The 19,580-nt window shown below is 44.3% G+C and carries 20 protein-coding genes; 10 read left to right on the top strand and 10 right to left on the bottom strand.

Annotation, left to right across the window (positions count from 1 at the left end; genetic code table 11):
• Window positions 1-51: 51 nt before the first annotated feature.
• The gene (locus FTU72_RS05085) at window positions 52-420 is read right to left on the bottom strand and encodes an HPF/RaiA family ribosome-associated protein (RefSeq protein ID WP_005232722.1); all 369 of its coding nucleotides are present in this window, start codon (window positions 418-420) and stop codon (window positions 52-54) included.
• A 240-nt stretch (window positions 421-660) separates the two neighbouring features.
• On the opposite strand from FTU72_RS05085, the gene FTU72_RS05080 reads away from it, so the two are divergent.
• The 4 genes from FTU72_RS05080 to FTU72_RS05065 all read left to right on the top strand — a co-directional run bounded on the left by FTU72_RS05080 (window position 661) and on the right by FTU72_RS05065 (window position 3,183).
• Window positions 661-804: a hypothetical protein gene (locus tag FTU72_RS05080; protein WP_159124199.1), complete on the top strand. Its 144-nt coding sequence runs from the start codon at window positions 661-663 to the stop codon at window positions 802-804.
• A 195-nt stretch (window positions 805-999) separates the two neighbouring features.
• The gene (locus tag FTU72_RS05075; RefSeq protein WP_180017282.1) at window positions 1,000-1,734 is read left to right on the top strand and encodes an outer membrane protein OmpK; all 735 of its coding nucleotides are present in this window, start codon (window positions 1,000-1,002) and stop codon (window positions 1,732-1,734) included.
• A gap of 97 nt (window positions 1,735-1,831) precedes the next feature.
• Entirely contained in the window at window positions 1,832-2,335 is a 504-nt protein-coding gene (locus FTU72_RS05070; protein ID WP_180017284.1) for a GNAT family N-acetyltransferase, read from the top strand.
• Window positions 2,336-2,454: 119 nt separating this feature from the next.
• A complete protein-coding gene (locus FTU72_RS05065; RefSeq protein ID WP_180052505.1) occupies window positions 2,455-3,183 on the top strand; it encodes a hypothetical protein in 729 nt (242 codons plus the stop codon).
• A 62-nt stretch (window positions 3,184-3,245) separates the two neighbouring features.
• On the opposite strand, the gene parE is transcribed toward FTU72_RS05065, so the two are convergent.
• Together parE and FTU72_RS05055 are read right to left on the bottom strand one after the other, a co-directional pair.
• Entirely contained in the window at window positions 3,246-5,126 is a 1,881-nt protein-coding gene (parE, locus tag FTU72_RS05060) for a DNA topoisomerase IV subunit B (protein ID WP_166137506.1), read from the bottom strand.
• Window position 5,127: 1 nt separating this feature from the next.
• Window positions 5,128-5,721, bottom strand: a complete 594-nt coding sequence (locus tag FTU72_RS05055; protein WP_180052504.1) for a YqiA/YcfP family alpha/beta fold hydrolase — start codon at window positions 5,719-5,721, stop codon at window positions 5,128-5,130.
• Between the two features lie 243 nt (window positions 5,722-5,964).
• Here FTU72_RS05055 and FTU72_RS05050 point away from each other — a divergent pair, with 243 nt between their 5' ends.
• Entirely contained in the window at window positions 5,965-7,296 is a 1,332-nt protein-coding gene (locus FTU72_RS05050; protein ID WP_166137513.1) for an alpha/beta hydrolase, read from the top strand.
• A gap of 88 nt (window positions 7,297-7,384) precedes the next feature.
• On the opposite strand, the gene FTU72_RS05045 is transcribed toward FTU72_RS05050, so the two are convergent.
• Entirely contained in the window at window positions 7,385-7,912 is a 528-nt protein-coding gene (locus FTU72_RS05045; protein ID WP_159124206.1) for a disulfide bond formation protein B, read from the bottom strand.
• Window positions 7,913-7,930: 18 nt separating this feature from the next.
• Entirely contained in the window at window positions 7,931-9,508 is a 1,578-nt protein-coding gene (gshA, locus tag FTU72_RS05040) for a glutamate--cysteine ligase (protein WP_159124207.1), read from the bottom strand.
• Between the two features lie 211 nt (window positions 9,509-9,719).
• Here gshA and FTU72_RS05035 point away from each other — a divergent pair, with 211 nt between their 5' ends.
• From FTU72_RS05035 to FTU72_RS05025, 3 genes are read left to right on the top strand one after another with little or no spacing between them, the layout of a single operon-like run.
• Window positions 9,720-10,259, top strand: a complete 540-nt coding sequence (locus tag FTU72_RS05035) for a DUF924 family protein (protein WP_166137519.1) — start codon at window positions 9,720-9,722, stop codon at window positions 10,257-10,259.
• A 41-nt stretch (window positions 10,260-10,300) separates the two neighbouring features.
• Window positions 10,301-10,867: a hypothetical protein gene (locus tag FTU72_RS05030; RefSeq protein WP_180052503.1), complete on the top strand. Its 567-nt coding sequence runs from the start codon at window positions 10,301-10,303 to the stop codon at window positions 10,865-10,867.
• A gap of 14 nt (window positions 10,868-10,881) precedes the next feature.
• The gene (locus tag FTU72_RS05025) at window positions 10,882-12,183 is read left to right on the top strand and encodes a DUF445 domain-containing protein (protein WP_179991903.1); all 1,302 of its coding nucleotides are present in this window, start codon (window positions 10,882-10,884) and stop codon (window positions 12,181-12,183) included.
• 92 nt (window positions 12,184-12,275) lie between these two features.
• Here the strand turns inward: FTU72_RS05025 and FTU72_RS05020 are convergent, their stop codons facing one another.
• Window positions 12,276-12,563 carry a DUF2798 domain-containing protein gene (locus FTU72_RS05020; RefSeq protein ID WP_125278848.1) on the bottom strand — a complete coding sequence of 96 codons (288 nt, stop codon included), beginning with the start codon at window positions 12,561-12,563 and terminating at the stop codon, window positions 12,276-12,278.
• Between the two features lie 253 nt (window positions 12,564-12,816).
• Here FTU72_RS05020 and argS point away from each other — a divergent pair, with 253 nt between their 5' ends.
• Window positions 12,817-14,607 (top strand): arginine--tRNA ligase, encoded by a 1,791-nt coding sequence (gene argS / locus FTU72_RS05015; RefSeq protein WP_180052502.1) that lies wholly within the window; start codon window positions 12,817-12,819, stop codon window positions 14,605-14,607.
• 313 nt (window positions 14,608-14,920) lie between these two features.
• Window positions 14,921-15,535 (top strand): SPOR domain-containing protein, encoded by a 615-nt coding sequence (locus FTU72_RS05010; RefSeq protein WP_159124212.1) that lies wholly within the window; start codon window positions 14,921-14,923, stop codon window positions 15,533-15,535.
• A 299-nt stretch (window positions 15,536-15,834) separates the two neighbouring features.
• Here the strand turns inward: FTU72_RS05010 and asd are convergent, their stop codons facing one another.
• From asd to FTU72_RS04990, 4 genes are all read right to left on the bottom strand, one after another.
• Window positions 15,835-16,686 (bottom strand): archaetidylserine decarboxylase, encoded by an 852-nt coding sequence (gene asd, locus FTU72_RS05005; RefSeq protein WP_166137528.1) that lies wholly within the window; start codon window positions 16,684-16,686, stop codon window positions 15,835-15,837.
• Entirely contained in the window at window positions 16,683-17,531 is an 849-nt protein-coding gene (locus tag FTU72_RS05000) for a sulfurtransferase (protein ID WP_179991991.1), read from the bottom strand. The genes asd and FTU72_RS05000 overlap by 4 nt, the downstream gene beginning before the upstream one ends.
• Before the next feature lie 178 nt (window positions 17,532-17,709).
• Window positions 17,710-18,915 (bottom strand): nicotinate phosphoribosyltransferase, encoded by a 1,206-nt coding sequence (pncB, locus tag FTU72_RS04995; protein ID WP_179991901.1) that lies wholly within the window; start codon window positions 18,913-18,915, stop codon window positions 17,710-17,712.
• Between the two features lie 128 nt (window positions 18,916-19,043).
• On the bottom strand, window positions 19,044-19,571 hold the full coding sequence (locus FTU72_RS04990; protein ID WP_179991900.1) for an ankyrin repeat domain-containing protein: 528 nt from the start codon (window positions 19,569-19,571) through the stop codon (window positions 19,044-19,046).
• Window positions 19,572-19,580 lie beyond the last annotated feature (9 nt).

The raw sequence follows: 19,580 nt of genomic DNA, 5'->3' as shown, positions 1-19,580 counted from the left end.
TTATCTAAAATTGAAAAAAGCCCCGTAGGGCCTTTTTCATCTGCGAATTATTTATTGTTCTAGATCTGTACCTGTATCTTCTTCCGCAAGTTTTAGCGGAGTGCTACGTACGTTATCTTTTTTCTCAATCACATGTTCCAGACTGCGTTTTAAACGGTCGATGGCACCATGAATGGCAGTATCAACATTATGACCATGATGATTCACGACAATTGGCTTCAAGCCGGCAGGACGTGCTTCGATCATGCAGCGAATATCATCATCGCCTCCTTTGGCGGCATTTTCATCGCTAAGATGCACTGAGAAATGGGTAATACGCTCACTGTGGCGCTGAAATTCCTGATTTAATTCGGTACGAACGTAAGTAATTAGACGATCACTATTGCGAATGTTTTTATCGGTACGGAGTTCAATGTTCATAAAATACCATCCTCAAATCATTTTAACTTTTTAGTGCAGAATTTTTATCTTGGCACGTGTATAGCTTGCTGTTTTATATTGCATTTCAAATCTTCAAATCGCTTTGGATAAAACCCTCCAGATTGAATGATGAACACATTTTTGAGTCTGCAGAACCGTGTTCCTATACTTCGAATATCGGTCCTCTCTTGAAAATATGCAAGTGATATTTTGATTTTTTTAGCAAAAGGACAACCGATCGTGACAACTGCTTACCGGATCGTGATTGACCTTCCAGATTTGGAACAATCGAAATACTATTCACATGACCTTCCCAAAATTAAAGCAGTCTTTGCCCTGTTCATAAAAGATCTATGTAATTACTTTAATCAGCTTCAAAATTGAGTCTCAATTCTTAAAATTAATTTAAATATAAAAACTTAACTCGCTTCAAATATCCTATAAACCTTCTTCTCCCAATATCTCAAATTATCATCAGCTCAGGACGATGAAATATTTCTGTCAGTGATCAATTTTGACTTTATTTTTACTTATTAATCTGTAGTATCCTTAAGCTGCTTTCTCGGGGGAGATATTTAAATGAAATTTACACAAATCGCGGCACTTTGTGCATTGGCTTCAACAGCAGCTTTCACTCAGGCAGCAGTTTGGCAGGATTTTAGTCTGTCAGCTTTATATGGTGAAAACTATAAAGCACCATTTGCAGCTGGTAATGAAAAAATTGATCAATCAACCATTACTGCTGAATATGCAGCTGGTTTAAAATATGGTGATATCTTTGCCTTTGCTGACCGTACCAATAATGACTTCGGTAATGAAACTTACTTCGAAGTTGCACCGCGTTTAAGTTTAGGTGCAGTCACTGGTCAAAAGCTTGAGCTTGGCCCAATTAAAGACGTGCTTATTGCGACTACTTGGGAAGGCAATAGCGGTGCGAGTGACTTTAATAACTACCTATACGGGATCGGTTTTGCACTTGATATTCCATATACTAGCTATGCGAATATTAACTTCTACAAAGCTGACAATGACCTGCAAAAAGACGATTATCAAATGACGATCACTTATGCAGTTCCATTTAAAATTGGTGGCGAAGAGTTCCTGGCAGATGCTTTCCTGGACTGGTCAACCGCTGAAGGTCCTGATCACAAAAGCGAATTGAACTGGACTTCACAATATAAATGGAACGTTGGTAAGCATATCTCTCCTGAGACTAAACTTTACCTTGGTATTGAACATTCTGTTTGGAATAACAAATTCGGTACTGACGTTGATCAACACGATGTCAGCGCATTGGTTAAATACCACTTCTAAGTTTTTAGAATGAATAAAGCAGGACTTCGGTTCTGCTTTTTTATTGCCTAAATTCAGGTTATGGTTAGATATTCTCTTTCTTTTTTGGCATCTGCTTATGAGCTTTGTTATTCGTCCTGCTCAAATTCAAGATTTGGAACATCTACTCCCGATCTACAATGCTGAAATCTTATACGGAACCTCAACCTGGAATAGCACGCCAAAAACGATCCAGGATTTTCAGAACATGCTGAATGAATTAAATGCTCAGCAATTTCCTTTATTAGTAGCTGAGCATTCAGCATCCAGGCAAATTGCAGGTTATGCGGATTATTCTATATTTCGACCCATTCAGGGCTTTAAACACACTGTTGAACATTCTGTCTTTATTCATGCAGACTTTATTGGGCAAGGTCTGGGTAAAGCTTTGATGCTCAAGCTGATTGAACATGCGCGGCAAAATGCTATCCATGTCATGGTCGGTGCCATTGACCATGAAAATCATGCATCAATTGCCTTACATGAGAAATTAGGTTTTAAACAAACCGGTTATATGCCGGAAGTTGGACAGAAATTTGGACAATGGCGCGATCTGGTATTGATGCAACTCAACCTGAATTAAACCAAAATATTTTATTTTTTATGTAAAACTTAATCTAATTGGATCAATAATCTGTTAGAAAAATTACTGATAGATAAAATTTTCTATTAAAACCAGAATAATGTCAGTTGAGTAAAATTATGAATAAATGGCTTATCTTTATCAGTATTCTCTCCCTGAGTAGTTTTAGTTTCGCCAATTCAGACTTTGAAACTGAACTCCGATCCGAATGTGCCAAGGTGAAAAGCTATGCCAACTCGGGAAGAAAATTTTATGATCAGAAACAGTATCAAAATGCGCTAGGACAATTTCAACAGCAAGCTTCCTGGTCTGCCTTTTGTGCAATGCATAGTGAAAATAGCGGTGTATCTTTTTCCGAGAATGCCATTACCACTGCTTTTAATAATGTTGGCTTAAGCTATTTTAAATCAGGAAAGCCACAATGGGCACGGGCCTGGTTTTCAGTCTTTCCTCAGGCCAAAAGCAGTCAATTTAATTTAAAACAGCTTCCTCCTCCGCAAAAAACTCAAAACTTGGCAGGCATTTATATACGGCATGCTGGCTTCGGTCACTGGAATACCATTCAAGTCAAACGGATTAAAAATTCTTATCAGATTCATTTTAATGGCTTATATATGGGACTAAATAGCATGATTTATGGTCCAAATATAGGTGAATTTGAAACCACAATGCCTCTTAATAAAACCCAAACGACCTACCGATCAGATGACTGCAAAATTAATCTCAATTTTGCTTTTGATCCTAAACAGGGACAACAGGTGATTTTAAAACAGGACAATGGCAGTTCAGGTTGTGGCTTTGGACATAATGTCTATGCAGATGGACACTATTTAAAAGTTGAGTCTTAAATTGAGTTGTTAAAAAAGCCCGTGATTACGGGCTTTTTAATAGGTATTAGCAGCAAATCATTTTAAACAACGATATCTGCCAGATTACCTTTCTGTTCCAACCAGTCTTTACGGTCACTGGCGCGTTTTTTGGCCAGAAGTTTATCCAGTAAGCCTGAAGTCAGGTGCACATCATCCAGATCCAGTTGTACCAGACGGCGAGTATTAGGATCCAAAGTCGTTTCGCGAAGCTGGCTGGCATTCATCTCACCTAAACCTTTGAATCGGGTGATCTGCGGGTTCTTGGTTTTACATTTTTTCAGGATGCCTTCCAGTTCATCTTCATCCAGCGCATAGTGCACATCTTTAGCATCATCGATACGGAATAGGGGTGGCATTGCCACAAACAGATGCCCTTCTTCGACCAGAATCGGGAAGTGTTTTACAAACAGCGCACATAACAAAGTCGCGATATGCAAGCCATCCGAGTCGGCATCGGCAAGAATACAGATCTTGCCATAACGCAGTTCAGACAGGTCATCTGAACCTGGATCGACCCCAATCGCGATTGCAATGTTATGCACTTCCTGAGAGGCCAGCACTTCATCCGAAGAGACTTCCCAGGTATTTAAAATTTTCCCGCGAATCGGCATGATCGCCTGGAAATTCTTGTCACGTGCCTGCTTGGCCGAGCCACCTGCAGAGTCCCCTTCCACAATAAACAGTTCAGACTGATCCAGATCATGTCCCACACAATCTGACAGTTTCCCAGGTAAAGTCGGACCAGCGACAATCTTCTTACGTTCAACTTTTTTGGCCGCTTTCAGACGGCGACCCGCTTTAGAAATCGCCATTTCTGCCAGTTGCATAGCGATGTCTGAATTCTGGTTTAACCATAGCGCAAACGCATCTTTGGCAATATTCTGCACAATGCCTGAGGCTTCACGACTAGATAAACGTTCCTTGGTCTGACCAGAGAATTGTGGCTCCTGGAATTTCAGTGACAGGATATAGTTCACCCCATCCCAGACATCTTCTGCAGACAGTTTCATATTCCGTGGCAACAGGTTACGCAGCTCACAGAACTCACGCATGGCATCGGTCACACCTGAACGTAAGCCATTCACGTGAGTACCGCCTTGTGCGGTTGGAATCAGGTTGACGTAGGATTCCTGAATACTTTCTCCACCTTCCACGTTCCAGCAGATGGCAAATTCTGCACTGGCACGCTCAGCATCACCTGTCGCCACAAAAGCAGGAGCCGGAATGATTTCACGGTCTTCCAGCTCGTCCATCAAATAGTCAACCAGACCATTTTCAAACTGCCAGGTGATCTTTTCATCATTGATCTGGTCGATATAGTTAATTTGCAGACCAGCAGCCAATACCGCTTTGGCTTTTAAGTTATGTTTTAAGGCTTTAAGCGCGAATTTTGGAGAATCAAAATATTTGGTTTCTGGCCAGAAATGAACAGTTGTCCCTGTGGCACGTTTCGGTGCCTTGCCTTCTAGCACTTCTAGCGGTGCAGTCGGTTCGCCATTTTCAAAGGCCATTTTATACAGGTTGCCATGACGCTGAACCTCAACTTCTACGCGGCTAGAAAGCGCATTCACTACGGAAATCCCCACCCCGTGCAGACCGCCAGAAAATTGATAGTTATCAGTACTGAACTTACCACCGGCATGCAGTTTGGTCAGGATAATTTCAATCCCGCTCTGACCATATTCCGGATGAATATCGACGGGCATACCACGGCCATTGTCTTCAACAGATAATGAACCATCCTTATACACCGTGACCGTGACTTTATTGGCATGTCCCGCCAGTGCCTCATCGACCGCGTTATCAATCACTTCCTGCGCCAAGTGGTTTGGACGAGAGGTATCGGTATACATGCCCGGACGACGACGGACCGGATCTAGACCAGATAAAACTTCAAGAGATTGAGCCGTATATTGAGACACGTTATTCGGTTTCCTTTTTTATGCAGTCGGATAAAAACTGTAAGAGCAGCGGAATTTTCTCCGCAAAATCATCCATGCCATGGCTGCCATTGGCCTCGGTCATCAGCAGTGCAGGTGGACGAGCTGAACTATAATAGCGATGTGCTTCACGATAATCCAAAACTTCATCGCCTTGTTGTAACAGCACTAACATTTTGTCTGCATCTTGTGCAGTTGGTAGCGCCATGGCTTCGAGCTGACCAAGATCTGTGTCATTCAGGCACCAGTTCGGATGAACCTGCAGGGGCAATTCATCATCAAACAGTTCACGAAACAGCTGCCATGGTCGCATTGCCGGATTGATCAGTACAGCCGGCACATGCGCTTGAGCGACCAGATATGTCGCATAAAATCCCCCCAAGCTACTGCCGACTAATGCTACCTGATCCATCGACTGGATCAATTTAGAAATCTTCTGAATTGCAGCTATGGGCGGCATGTTCAAATCGGGTAAATGCACCTGAATATCCGGGTACTTTGCACAGTATTGTTCCAATAACTGGCCTTTAATTGAGCTGCTACTACTCTTGAACCCATGCAGGTAAATGATATTCATCGGCAATCAATAAAAAACAAACAAAATGTCAAAATTTAATTTAAAAGTGTGAAATACACTTCATTTTATAACCACTTAATTGCTTAAATTGTCTGACAAAAAAGCCTTTAATGTTATGCAATTCTCGCTATTTTAAGAGTATTCCGAATAAATTGAGAATCAAGAATACTGAAAAAAAGAATTTATACCGCGAAGTGCTCAAAAAAGAAAGATGTCTACGGCTCATATAAAGGATAGGATCAAATGCCAAGTTTAACGCCATTGCATGAAACCTATTGTCGATGGGACCGAACTCCGCTTAGCCAGGCAGATGTCCTGGAAGGCCTGGCACAATTGGTCACCATGCGCTTTAGTGATGTAGTACAGGAGCTGATTAAATCGATTCAGCGTGAAATTTTAATGAGCGTATTCGGGCTGAGTGAAAAAAATTCCAAAACTTTCCAGAATATTCCTTATATCGTACGTCTGTATCAAATGTCTTATGACATGATCTTTCATTATGGCAATACTCTGATTGCGCCTGGACTGCGCCGTATTATTGAAAGATTTCCAAAATTACATAATAAACCTCTGACCCCGACCATGCATTTTATGGTCAGTGCCCTGAACGGGATTATTGGCGATTATCTGCTGAAATATCAGAATCCTCTCGCCCTGCCGATGCTCATTTACGATCATTATGGTTCTCTGCAACAAGGTGAGCTAACCGGACGCATTACCCTATTTGTGCATGGTCTGTGCATGAACCATCTGGACTGGTCAACTCGTAAATACCCAGGTATTGGGGAAAAATTACTGGCTCAGCGTGACCATAACACCATGCTGTACCTGAACTACAATACCGGACGCCGCATTTCAGCCAATGGCCGCAGTCTGGCCAATGCCTTGCAGGATCTGGTCAAACGTAATCCAGGAATTACCAGTATTGATCTGATCGGACACAGTATGGGCGGTCTGGTGTCACGCAGCGCCTTGTTCTATGGCAAACAAAATGTTTATGACTGGATTCCGATGGTAGAAAATCTGGTCTGTCTGGGCTCACCGCATCATGGTGCGGTACTGGAACGTTTTGGTTTTAGTTTGCAGGAAAAGCTCGGACATTTTCCTTTAGTGAAAATTGTGGGACATGTGGTGAATATTCGCAGTAACGGAATTCTAGACTTACGTCATGGCAGCGTCCGGGATGATGACTGGGAACATAATCCGGTACGGATTGGCTTTATGGACGACAACCGTAAACCGGCACCGATTCCTGCGCATATTGATGCCTATCTGGTGGCAGGTACGATCGAGTTTGAACACCATACCAACAAAACGCTTAATGTGATCGGTGATTATCTGGTCAGTGTCAAAAGTGCCTTGGGCGAACATCCCCATCCGCGTTTTGATCTGAAAGTACCCGACGCACATAAGGCGATTTTCTATGGACTGAATCATTTTGAAATTCAGTATCATCCACTGGTGGCCGAACAGATTGTGCGCTGGTTCTATCCAAGTGTGGAAGATGAAACCTATACGCAAATTCATGAATACGTGACCGATCTGGACAGTATTGAAGGCATTGCCCTAACCTGATTGAAGGTAAAAAATTTGGTTCGCCTCTAAGAGAGTGATAAAAAAAAGCCAGTCTGTAGACTGGCTTTTTTGATTCCAATTTTGAAAATCAGTATTTATCTCTTAGACGTTTGACGGGCGCAGTCTGATATTTGCGAAATAACTGCCACAGGCTGATCAGCAATAAAATACTAAAGAACACCAATGACCAGACCGGTAAAGATTGCCCCAGGAACGTCCAGTCAATTGCGGCACATTCACCTGAACCGTTTAATACCTGCTGTAATACCGATTTCATCGGCAAAGTTTCCAGCCAGTAATCCAGACCTGGGCCACAGCTCGGCACTTGATCTGGGGGCAGGTTCTGTAGCCAGACATGCCGTGCAGCGACACCGACTGACCATAAGATACTCAGCGAGCCTAAGAAAGCATAACCACGCTTCATGGCATTGGATTTCGGATTATGCAGCAAGGCAATCAGGGAAATAATCCCTAGTCCGATCAATCCGATTCGTTGAAACACACACAATGGGCAAGGGTTCAGGCCCTGTCCATGCTCAAGATATAAAGCAAATGCCATCCCGGCAACAGATGCCAAAAACAACACACCACTCACGAAGCGATAACCCCATTGCATGGTTAATCCTCTTATTTATTATCGATATTGGGCTAAATATTCAGTAAAACTGATCGTGTTATCTTGCTCGAGCTGCTGTTGTTGCTGCAATGACTTTTGTGACAATTCATTGAAATATTTAAGTGTTTCTTTGCTTAATCGATGTGATTCATAGAGATTGCTATGCTGATGGGCCAAATGCTGACCAAACTGCCACATGCTGCTGTGGCTACGAATATCTCCGACAATCAGGGCTGACAAGGTCGCATCAACTTCATCGACACGGATCTGCATGGCTTGCATAGCATTGCTATATAGATCAGTTTCATAAGCCTGATCGAGCAATTGAGCCAGTGGCTGCATACGTTGCAAATGCAGATTACACCAGTCTTCAATCATATAACGCTGGCCATTTTCCATAATCGCAGCGTTATAGGCGCGGCCACGATTGACCACTTCAGCCTGATTCTGGTCAATGATTTCCTGTTCGGCATCCAGCAATGCCGGGCTGTCTTGCAATAAGCAGTACAGTGCCACTACTTCCAGGAAGCCGGCAGTATCTTCATTGATCCCGATCGCGCTATACGGATTGACATCTACAGCACGCAGCTCAACATAGCCGATCCCGCGATTTTGCAAGGCTTGCGATGGAGTTTCACCTTCTTTAGGTACCTGCTTTGGACGCACCAGACTGTAGTATTCATTTTCAATCTGTAGCACATGGTCATTGATCTGAATTGGCTGACCATTGGCATCATCCAGACCCAGACGGGTAAACTGTTTGTACGGTGTTCTGACCGCTTTTTGCAGACCTTCCAGATAATCCTGCAGATTATTGTAGTGAATACCCAGCTGTTTCTGCGCTGAATTCTGGTAGCCAAAGCGTCCCATTCGTAATGCAGTCGAATAAGGCGTATATAAAGTACCGCGTACCAGCGGGAATAAGTGGTGATCACGTCCAGTCATAAAACACTGGCAAACGGCTGGACTGGCACCAACCAGGAAAATCACCAATGGGGTTAAACGAATAAAGTTACGGATCAGCCCCATATAGCGATGGCTGCGATAATCCTGCAGGCTTAAAGCGCGCAGCTCTTCATCAGTTTCCTGTTCTTGTAGAGCTATAAAGAAATGATCCGGGAAAGACAGGTTATAGTGAACCCCGGAAATGGTCTGCATACGGCGACCATAACGCACGCCTAAACCATGACGATACAGCGTTTTAAATAAGCCAATATTGGAGCTGCCATATTGCGCCAGCGGGATATTTTCATCCTTACTGTCGAGCATGCACGGCATAGACATCGGCCAGAGCTTTTCATCATTTTTCAGATGACGATGTACAAAGGCATGAATGTCGGTCAGATAGTTTAATGCCTCAGTAATACTCTCTTTCGGTGGAGTAATAAACTCCATCAAGGCTTCAGAATAATCGGTCGTAATATGCGGATGTGTCAGAGCTGAACCTAAGGCATGAGGATGCGGTTCCTGTGACAGGAAACCATTGCTTTGCATACGCAAGCTCTCACGCTCGATACCGCGCAGCATTCCTTTGATGAGCGACGAATCTACCCATTCCGGTAATACATCATGGGCAGTCGATTCAGGTTGACTCATTACAATCTCGCTTAATGGGGGTAACTATTAAAATAGAATCATCGGTTTAGCTTAGTATACCGCGATTTCCAGACAGCACATGCTGCCCTGCCTAGTTTTCAAGCAAACCATTGATTTTTAGTTGGGCAAATTTTTAACACAAAGTTTCTCTATAAGACATGTGAAATTTGTGATTTTATTGACAAATAAATACTAATAAATTGTAAACATTATGAATTATCAAGATATTTTAGACTTTTGGTTTAGTCCTGAGACTCAACCCAACTGGTTTGCCAAAAGTGACCAGTTCGACCAAAGTTTGAAGGAAAAATTTGGCGATATTCTGGAACAGGCGAGTAGAGCTGAACTGTGGTCATGGCGTAAGAATGCTGATGGTCGATTAGCTGAAATCATTGTTCTGGACCAGTTCTCACGCAATATTTTTCGGGATACGCCGCGTGCTTTTGCTCAGGATAGTCTGGCTTTGGCACTGGCTCAGGAAGCCATCAGCCAAGATCTGGATAAACAGCTGAGTCCGGAGCAACGTTCCTTTCTTTATATGCCTTTCATGCATAGCGAATCTCAATTAATACATGAATTTGCGCTAAAATTATTTCAGCGCCTCGGCAATCCAGAAAACCTCGAATATGAAATCAAGCATAAAATCATTATTGACCGTTTCGGACGCTACCCACATCGCAACCAGATTCTGGGCCGTGAATCCACCGAGGAAGAATTGAGTTTCCTGACCCAGCCAGATAGCAGCTTCTAGAGGTCTGTAACTCGCTGGATCATCCTATCAGGAGAACGAAGATGAAAAAAACCGTCATTGCCCTGAGCCTTGCGACGACTGCCCTGCTTTCTGGCTGTGCAACGACACCGTCCAAGCCGCTTACCTTTGACCAGCTCGGCCAGTACAGTACTACTCCACTGAATGCCAACACTTATCGCATCAGTTTTCAGGCGCGACCTAATATGAGTTTCGGTACAGCCGAAGAAATTACCCTGCTGAAAGCCGCGCAGACCACAGTTCAGAACGGTTTCCAGTTTTTCCAGGTACTGAACGATCCAAGCAACCGTACCCAGCAACCACCGCGTCAGGCGATTGTCTATCCGGCGCCTAGCGTCTATCCATACGGCTATTATCGTCCTTATGGTTATTCCCGTCGCTATCCGGGATTCTGGCCCGATCCATTCTATGACCAGCCCTATACTGTCACTTTAGATCCTGCTCAAGTGGCTTATACCATTGAGTGCTTTAAAGCCGGTCAGGAGCCGAAAGATGCCTTTGATGCCCGCTTGATTTTACAATCACTTGGCGCTAAATATGGAGTAAGTCCATCCGGCCAAGTACTCCAACCGCAGCCGGCCACGCCCTAATAACAGGATGATTTATGCAGAAAGAGCAGCCGTCACCGAGCTTACAACGCAGTAAACGTTTTGCGACTATTGCACTGGTCGTCGCAGTACTGGCTTGGCTGGCGCTGATGATTACTGCCAAACTGCTGCCTGAATATGTCTGGCTGATTCATATTCTGATGCTCTCTGCCGAAGCAGGTGTAGTCGGTGGTCTGGCGGACTGGTATGCAATTACCGTGCTGTTCCGCAATCCTTTTGGCCGGCTACCGATTCCAAAATTTTTACGTGACCATACTGAAATTATTCCACGCAATAAAGCCCGGATTGCCGAATCTATGGGGCGCTTTGTGCAGGAAAATTTCCTTTCCCCGCAAATTGTGCAGCGCAGTCTGGCTAGTACGGACTTAAGTCTGGCTGCCGGCCGCTGGCTGGCCAATCCGCAGAATAATGCCCAAGTCATACAAGTGATTCAACAGACCGTACCCAAAGTATTTGAATTTGTCGGGCAGGAACAGATCGCCGGGTTTATCCAGAGCAACAGTGTGCAATGGGTCAAAAATACCCAAATCAATACCCTGGCCAGCGAAATGCTGCGCGCTATTTTGGAAAATGATTTCCATCAGGATGTGCTGCAACGTGGCCTGGATGTGGTGCATGCCTGGATGACTTCAAATCCGGAACAGACCCGTGAGCTGACCCGCACTTTATTCAAGGAAATGGGCGTCTGGCGTCTGGCCAAAGGCGCCAGCTGGATCGGTATTGATGTGCAGCAACGCAGTATCGATTCGGTGATTCAGCGGGTGGAAGCCATGCTGGCAGATCCCGACCATCCGTGGCGGCTTAAAATTGAAGAAACAGCTCAAGAATTGATGCAGCAATTGGCAGATTCTGAAAGTATGGCCAGCCAGCGACTGAATGAAACTAAAGATGCCCTGCTTGACAGTCCGCAAGTGCTAAATTTTATCAGTGGTGCAGTGGTCATTTTATGCGATGCCATCAAAGCAGATTTGCAAAAGTCGGATTCGGGGATTGCGGAGAATCTGCGAGTCGCCATTCAGCAAGTCGGTGAAAATATTATTTCAAATACTTCAGTGCGTGAGTTGCTGAATAACCGTCTCAGTGGTATCGCTGTCGATTTGAGTGACCAGTACAGTGAGAAAGTGATCCGTTTTATCAGTGAACGTATTCATGAATGGGATTCGACTGAGATGATCGACAAGATTGAAAACGAAGTCGGTGGTGACCTGCATATGATCCGGGTCAATGGTGTCGTGGTCGGGGCCTGTATTGGTCTGATCCTTGGGATCATCCGCGCTGCAGTCGAGCATCTGATTTAATTGGGTTTTAGCTAGAGAGTTAGCTCATTGATCAGCGAGTGCTTTTGACTCTCTAGAATTCCTTGTCTGAATGATCAGCTGATAGAAAACAATTATTTGGGTGGCTGATTTCCTGACATATCGACCAGCAATCCGGCAAATTTGCGTACAAAAGGCAAAAGCGTTACCACAATTGGAAAAGCAATTGCCCAGGAAATCATCCAGTTATGAAACCAGAGTGCCATAAAGCCCTCAATCCAGCCCAGATTGCGCAGCATGTTAATCATGGAAATAATTCCACTCATCAGGCAGGACAGGATAAAAGGCACAATGACCAAGGCCCATTTGGCTGGAAGTTTGGGAATATTGCCGATAATAGTCGGGCGCTGTTTTGAATCCATGCTGACTCTTTTTATAGTTTCAATCAGGCTAATATAGGCCATTTTGATTGCTGGATGATTCATTTTTTATAGCAAAATTTGCAACTTATTTATTCCCCTCTTTCTCATGTGATCCTTCATTGATGACCGACCGATGGATAGAAACCATAGGCTGCTAATCGTATATTTTTTATTCCCCATAAATGGTTTTACCTAAAGAGTCGGAAATTTGCTATATTTGCTGTTTTTCTGCGATATCTATTTTCGACTGATTATGAATACGGCAATCCAAGCAGCTCTCGATCATGCAGTGCAAACTTTACAGGCACAAAACGTACTCCCATCTGACTGGAACAATACAAGTAATTTGACGCGTACCAAAGACCGCAGCCACGGTGACTTTGCATCAAATATTGCCATGATCGCGTCTAAAGCTGCGGGGATGAAACCGCGTGATTTAGCAGAAAAAATCCTTGCTGCCCTGCCTGAAGTGGCGGATATCAGCAAGGCAGAAATTGCAGGCCCAGGCTTTATTAACTTCTTTTTAAATGCAGACCAGCGTTTTGCTGTGCTGGATCAGATTCAGGCTCAACAGGCAACGTATGGTCGTACCCAGGCCAATGCGGAAAAACGCGTTCAGGTTGAATTTGTGTCTGCGAACCCGACTTCTAGCCTGCACGTAGGTCATGGTCGTGGCGCTGCTTATGGTATGACTGTTGCAAATCTGCTTGAAGCGACAGGTGCCAAAGTTGACCGTGAATATTATGTCAACGACGCTGGCCGTCAGATGGATATTCTGGCGACTTCAACTTACTTACGTTATTTAGAATTGACGGGTCAGGAACTGGTGTTCCCGAAAAATGCCTATCAAGGTGACTACGTCAAAGAAATCGCACAAAGCATTATTGATAAAGACGGCGATATCTATGTTCGCCCTGTTGCAGACGTTTATAAAGACGTCCCTGAGGACGTACAGTACGCTGCCGAACCGGATGCTGAAGGCAATAAAGTGATTGTTTCAGGCGATAAAGAAAAGCACATTGATGGCCTGATCTTCAACTCACAAACTTTATTAAATGAAGGTTACCGCGTCTTCCATCAAGCTGCGTTAAAAGCCATCCTTGATGATATTAAAGATGACCTCGGTGAATTCGGGGTGACTTTCAACCAGTGGTTCAGCGAAGCAACTCTGACTGAAAAAATTGATGAAGCGCTACAAACTCTAGATCAGCGCGGCTTCCTGTATGAAAAAGATGGCAACATCTGGTTCAAGTCAACTGAATTTGGTGATGAAAAAGACCGCGTGGTTAAACGCCGTAATGGTCAAACCACTTATTTCGCGTCTGATATTGCGTATCACCTAAACAAATTACAACGTGGCTATACCGATATTATAGATATCTGGGGTTCAGACCACCACGGTTATATCGCACGTGTAAAAGCAGCGATTGATGCTCTGGGCTATGACTCGAAAAAACTGACTGTACTTCTGGTTCAGTTTGTCAGCCTGTGGCGTGGTGGAGAGATGGTACAGATGTCCTCTCGTTCAGGCCAGTTCGTGACTTTACGTGACCTGCGTAAAGAAGTCGGTAATGATGCAGCGCGTTTCTACTATGTCATGCGTAAATCTGAACAGCACATTGACTTCGACCTTGACCTTGCCGTATCTCAAAGCAAGGACAATGCCGTGTATTACATCCAGTATGCGCATGCGCGGATCTGCCGTATGTTAGAAAAGGCAGCCTCTACAGGTGTGAACTTTGATGCAGCCACTGCACGTGGTCTGGCAGCCAAACTTGAGCTGGAAGCGGAGACTGAAATTCTGGCAAAGCTGGCAGCTTATCCAGAGATTGTTGTTCGTGCTGCAAACAGCTATGAACCGCATCAGATTGGTAACTACCTGAAAGAGCTGGCTGCGCTGTTCCATGGCTGGTACAACGACAACAAGGTTCTGGGCGATGATGCAGAATTAACTCAGGCACGTTTATTGTTATCTGTAAATGTTCGCCAGGTGCTGCGTAACGGTCTGGAACTGCTTGGTGTATCGGCGCCTGAGAGCATGTAAGCAAAACACTGTTTTGCATGCTCGCAAGGCGAGAGCTAAGCTCGAAGCGAAAATGTAAAGCACTGCTTTTACATTGACGCAAGACGGAGAGCTCTGCTCGAAGTCAGCATGCTAGTCATTGCCGTTTATCTGCTGAATAAATATTTTGTAACTTTAGCTATGTGTTTGAAGATGCAGATAAATTAAAATTCTGTGTGATTTGTGATCTAGATAATGACTTTTCTATCACGATCACATAGGATGAAGTCATAGTAGGGGCATAACTGCTGTTATGCCTTTTCTATTTGCCCCGATAAATAAGAGGAAATCCCAAGTGTTTGGAAAAACGCAGCGCGGTGTATCTGAAAGACCGAATAAGCCCAAAAAGCCACTTATTCCTACCTGGCTCGGCACACTCGTGATCATTTTAATCGTGTTAAGTTTTTTAATGGCACTCATGCTGTGGAAGCCATGGGAACCTGTTAAACCTAAAAACCAGGCTACGGCTGAGCATTCTCAAGAAGAAGATACCAATAAAGACTACCGTTTTTATGATCTGTTGCCACAGCAGCAAGTGACACCGATTCCTGAAGAGGCGGTTCCTGAAGCAAAAAATCAGGAAGCAGTGGTGATTGTAGAGGCACCAAGACCTGAAGTTGATGAATCAGAAACAGCAACTGAGCCAGGTCTGGATGCAACCGAAGCCCCAACTCCTGCTTCTGCAAGCTATATTTTACAAGTTCGTAGTTTTGATGACCCGGATCAGGCAGATGCCCGCCGTGCAGAAATCATTCTCAACGGTTTATCTGCAGATGTAGTCCGCAGTGTGGAAAATGGCAAGGTTTGGTATCGTGTCGTGTCTGGACCTTATGATTCAGCAGAATCTGCGATTATTGCACAGCAAACCTTACAACATAGTGGTATCGATTCGATCGTGGTCAAACGATAAAGTTTAGAAAATAAAAAAGCGCCAGATGGCGCTTTTTTTGGATCTTTTATCTCCTCCCTTTTTTAAAGGGAGGTTGGGAGGGATTTTAATTTTTTAACTCCCTCTTGCGAAGCAAGGCTTCTCACCTTTTTCAAAGGGAAAGAATCTAAGGGATATTTGTTATCATGAGATTCCCTCCTAAGCAAGCTTTGAAGCACTGCTTTGAATTGAAACGCAAGAGGAGGAAATTAGAATATTTAATCCCCCTCAATCCCCCTTTTTCAAAGGGGGAAGCAACATAACAGGAGATTAAAAGCTTTTTATAGGGTATGACCCAACGCCTCACCCATCAATACGGTTGAATTGGCTTTAAATTTCTCATCCCATTGCATCTTGTTTTCCTCAAACAGGATAACGGCGGTTGAACCTAGGTAAAAACGACCCAGTTCAGCGCCTTTTTCAAGGAATAAATTGTGCTGGTTTAGCTCGATACGACCAGATGGTTTTACCTTGCCAGTCGCCACAGTTTCAATACCAGCCACAATCATCGCACCAACTAGAACCACTGCCATACGACCAAGTTCGGTATCAAACAGACATACCATACGTTCATTACGGGCAAACAGACCTGGAATATTTTCGGCTGTGGTCTGGTTGACCGAGAACAGTTCACCCGGCACATATAAAGTTTCAGTCAGAGTCCCGGCAAATGGCATGTGAACACGGTGATAGTCACGTGGTGACAGATACACCGTCGCAAACTCACCATTCTTGAATGGTTCTGCTAGTTGCGGATCAGCAATCAAGTTTTCAACCGTAAACTTCTGGCCTTTGGCCTGAAACACATCGCCATTTTCAATTTTACCCAGTTGGGAAATCGCGCCATCTGCCGGAGATACGATCGCAGTTGAATCAGCATCGACCGCACGCACCCCGGTTCTTAGTCCACGGGTAAAGAAATCATTAAATGATTTGAATTTCAGGGCATTGGTTTGCTCAGCAATCGACATATCAATTCCGTATTTGGTCTTGAATGCTGCGATCACGGCTGTTTTTACAATCGGATTTTCGCTGGCTGCAATTTTTCCCACCACACGGGACAGGCGATGCTGTGGCACCACTTTTTGGGCCTGGATAAACAGTTGTTGTTTTAGACGCGATGTGATGCTCAAGATGGCACCTCTCCTGTAGCGATTGGACTATCGAGGCGGTTGCCCCATTCACTCCACGCACCATCATAGGCTCGAATATTCCAGCCGAATAAGCGACCCAGAATATAAGCCAGACCTGAACGGTGATGGGACTGACAATACACCACAACCGGCTGATCCAGATCAAATCCCAGTTGTTCCAGACGCTGCTGAGTACGTGGTAAAGGATGTAATTTTAAATGATTTTGCCGGTTAAGGGCAGTACTCCACTCAAAATGACGTGCGCCCGGGATGTGACCACCGCGTCGCGCAGCCAGACGCAGGCCAGTGTATTCATCTTCTGTACGACAATCCCATACCTGAATTTTTTCATTTTCAATGAGTTGTTTTAATTCATCATAATCAATCTGAAACTCAGCCTTTCTTTCAAGATTGACTGGAACCAGATGATCGACAGGTATAAACGTTTCCTGATCTGATGAAGTCGGTAGTCCCGCACCCAGCCAGGCATGAATGCCGCCATTGAGTAAACTGGTATTTTCAAAGCCCATGCAATGCAGGTTCCAGAGCAGACGCCCTGCCCACGCACCGCCTTCATCATCATAAGCTACGACATGATGTTCAGGAGAAATATTCAGGTAACGAATTAAAGCTTCCAGCCCTTCTGCATCCGGTAACAGGCCCATGGCTGTTTCTTCCTGACGAACCAGCAGCTTGGGTTGCAGATGTAAGGCATGTGGAATATGCAATTGTTCATAAACCGACGCCCGGCTTAAATCAACAATTCGAAGTTTTTCATTTCCCAAATGTGGAACCAAATCTTCTGCTTCAATCAGCAGACCAAAGTCAAAGGCGGAAGCTGTCATCTTAGTAGTTGTCATTGCGGTCAAATCCTTTTGATCTTAGCACAGCTCATTTTTTCAATTATGTTGTTTTTATCTAGATCCTTAGCATAATTTTAGCTAAAGCTGATTTAAGAAAGACCATCATCCAAGAAAAAACCGCCTCATGATTGAAGCGGTTTTTTGAATCAAGCAGAGATTTTTAGACAGGTTCTGAGATATTGAACACCTGACGCAAATATGCCAGGAAAGTATCATTATCCGTCATGGTTTTTCCTGGGCTATCGGAGATTTTCGCTACCGACTGACGGTTGCATTCCACCAGTTTCAATACGATATTTAGCGGCGTCTGCCCCATGTCATTGGTCAGATTGGTGCCGATCCCGAAGCTGACCTGAAAGCGGTCTTTAAAGTATTGATGCAATTTCCAGGCTTTTTCCAGATTCAGGCCATCACTAAAAGTCAGCATTTTGGTTTTGCTGTCAATTTTCAGCTTTTTATAGTGAGCATAAGCCTTGTCACCCCATTCATAGGGATCGCCACTATCATGACGCAAGCCGTCAAACAGTTTGGCAAAGTACAGGTCAAAGTCACGCAGGAAAGCATCCATACCGACTACATCGGTCAAGGCAATTCCGAGGTCACCACGGTATTCTTGTACCCAGGTTTCTAGGGCTGCTTTCTGGAAATTACGCAGACGCACATCCAAGGCCTGAAAGGCTTGCAGAAATTCATGCGCCATGGTGCCGATCGGGGTAATACCCAATTCTTTGGCTAAGTACACATTACTGGTCCCACGGAACACGTGCGGTGCAGCTTTATTAAATTCTTCAACGACATGCTTTTGCCAGTCAAAACTATAACGACGGCGGGTACCAAAGTCCGAGACCAGGAATGGTGGATCATTCGGGTTCTGCGCGGCATCATACTGTTTTAGCAATTCAATTTTAGCTTTTAAACGGCGCTCACCTTCGGCTAGCACTTCGGGTGTACGGATACGACTGAAATACAGTTCATTCACAATGGCCAGTACAAAGATTTCAAACATCATTGCCTGAACCATGGGGCCTTCAATAGTAATATCCAGGCGGCCTTCATTGTCGATGGTGGCCTTAATAAAACGCCGTTTGAGCTGGAATAGTTCCAGATAATCCACAAAATCGCTTTTGATAAAACGCAGGCTGCGTAAATATTGTAATTCGTCTTCTTTAAATTTGAGCTGACACAGCAAATCCAGTTGGTGATTCAAATCATCCAGAATATCCGTCAGCGGATATTCCGTATCTTCCAGGTTGCGACAACGGAAATGATAGACACTATGCGTTTGTGGAAACTTGTGTAATACCACTTGTAGCATGGTGAATTTATACAAGTCAGTATCTAACAAAGAGTGGATAATTGGAGCCATAACTAAGGGAAATATCGCTGTGCTTATCCCGCATTAAAGCATAAAAGTTTAGGCAATATTGCAGGATTTACGTACAGCTAGCTGAATTATCGACAAAAGTTCAAGAAAATAAACTGCTTCCCACACAGTTATTTGACTGCTTTCAGCCCGTTTTCCTGTTCCTTGATAATTTTTTGTAGCTGCTTTTCCTGACCGATCACCTTGGCAAATTCAGCTGTGGTTTTTTGCCCGGTTTTCTTGGCTTGGGCATCACAGTCGACCTGACGCAGCTGTTTGGCAATGGCAAATTCCATTTTAAACAAGGCACCCATCAAGGCTGTATTGCCACGGTTGTCCCGGGCGCAGCGGTCTGCCCCTTTGGCCAGTAAGGTGGTCACAATATCCTGATGGCCATAATAGGTTGCCATCATCAACGAGGTATAACCATCTTGATTGCGTACATCGACTGGAAAGCCGTGCTTTAAAAATTCATTGATCACTTCGCTATTGCCGATTTTAGCAGCAGCAAAAAACAGATCGATCAATTCCTGTTGTGAGGTCATCTGAACGCTTGCCGCAGTTTTTGCAGGGGAGACATTCTTCACTTCAGCAGCAGTTGCGAATGCGGAACTAAAGGCAAGAATACTGGCTAGAAATGCGTGTGGCAGAACTTTCATGATGAACTC

This window comes from Acinetobacter sp. YH12137, from assembly GCF_013418535.1.
GTDB lineage: Bacteria > Pseudomonadota > Gammaproteobacteria > Pseudomonadales > Moraxellaceae > Acinetobacter.
This window is presented reverse-complemented; position numbering and strand designations above follow the sequence as displayed.

Coding starts and splice junctions, on each gene's coding strand:
- FTU72_RS05085 (WP_005232722.1), bottom strand. CDS start 420: ATGAACATTGAACTCCGTACCGATAAAAACATTCGCAATAGTGATCGT.
- FTU72_RS05075 (WP_180017282.1), top strand. CDS start 1,000: ATGAAATTTACACAAATCGCGGCACTTTGTGCATTGGCTTCAACAGCA.
- FTU72_RS05070 (WP_180017284.1), top strand. CDS start 1,832: ATGAGCTTTGTTATTCGTCCTGCTCAAATTCAAGATTTGGAACATCTA.
- FTU72_RS05065 (WP_180052505.1), top strand. CDS start 2,455: ATGAATAAATGGCTTATCTTTATCAGTATTCTCTCCCTGAGTAGTTTT.
- FTU72_RS05055 (WP_180052504.1), bottom strand. CDS start 5,721: ATGAATATCATTTACCTGCATGGGTTCAAGAGTAGTAGCAGCTCAATT.
- FTU72_RS05050 (WP_166137513.1), top strand. CDS start 5,965: ATGCCAAGTTTAACGCCATTGCATGAAACCTATTGTCGATGGGACCGA.
- FTU72_RS05045 (WP_159124206.1), bottom strand. CDS start 7,912: ATGCAATGGGGTTATCGCTTCGTGAGTGGTGTGTTGTTTTTGGCATCT.
- gshA (WP_159124207.1), bottom strand. CDS start 9,508: ATGAGTCAACCTGAATCGACTGCCCATGATGTATTACCGGAATGGGTA.
- FTU72_RS05035 (WP_166137519.1), top strand. CDS start 9,720: ATGAATTATCAAGATATTTTAGACTTTTGGTTTAGTCCTGAGACTCAA.
- FTU72_RS05030 (WP_180052503.1), top strand. CDS start 10,301: ATGAAAAAAACCGTCATTGCCCTGAGCCTTGCGACGACTGCCCTGCTT.
- FTU72_RS05025 (WP_179991903.1), top strand. CDS start 10,882: ATGCAGAAAGAGCAGCCGTCACCGAGCTTACAACGCAGTAAACGTTTT.
- FTU72_RS05020 (WP_125278848.1), bottom strand. CDS start 12,563: ATGGATTCAAAACAGCGCCCGACTATTATCGGCAATATTCCCAAACTT.
- argS (WP_180052502.1), top strand. CDS start 12,817: ATGAATACGGCAATCCAAGCAGCTCTCGATCATGCAGTGCAAACTTTA.
- FTU72_RS05000 (WP_179991991.1), bottom strand. CDS start 17,531: ATGACAGCTTCCGCCTTTGACTTTGGTCTGCTGATTGAAGCAGAAGAT.
- pncB (WP_179991901.1), bottom strand. CDS start 18,915: ATGGCTCCAATTATCCACTCTTTGTTAGATACTGACTTGTATAAATTC.
- FTU72_RS04990 (WP_179991900.1), bottom strand. CDS start 19,571: ATGAAAGTTCTGCCACACGCATTTCTAGCCAGTATTCTTGCCTTTAGT.